This window comes from Bacillus sp. SIMBA_005 (assembly GCF_046535585.1).
Taxonomy (GTDB): Bacteria; Bacillota; Bacilli; order Bacillales; family Bacillaceae; genus Bacillus; species Bacillus pumilus.
In genome coordinates, this window is the sequence record NZ_JAWRWI010000937.1 from 1 (window position 1) to 247 (window position 247).

The 247-nt window shown below is 73.3% G+C and carries 1 protein-coding gene; it reads right to left on the reverse strand.

Translation table 11 applies throughout. The annotated features are described in order from the left end of the window. Positions 1–232: DNA repair protein RecO (gene recO / locus SB660_RS22830; RefSeq protein WP_410584803.1), on the reverse strand; the 232-nt coding region annotated here is incomplete at its 3' end. Between the last annotated feature and the right edge of the window lie 15 nt (positions 233–247).

Below are 247 nucleotides of genomic sequence, written 5' to 3' on the forward strand. Positions count from 1 at the left end.
CTTCCGCCTCGGCGCCCCGCAGCTGGGCCAGCTCGCCGCGCAGCACGGCACTGAAGCGGATCGACTGCAGCGGCTGCAGCGCAGCGCGCAGCGCCTGCCGGCGCTCGCCCTGCACGCCGCGCGCCAGCAGGCCGAGGCGGCCATGGTTGAGGGTCAGGACCTCGACCAGCAGGCTGGTTTCGCGCCAGTGGCGCGCATGCAGCACGAATCCGCTTTCGTCCTCGATCCGCATCGGGGCCGCTCTTCG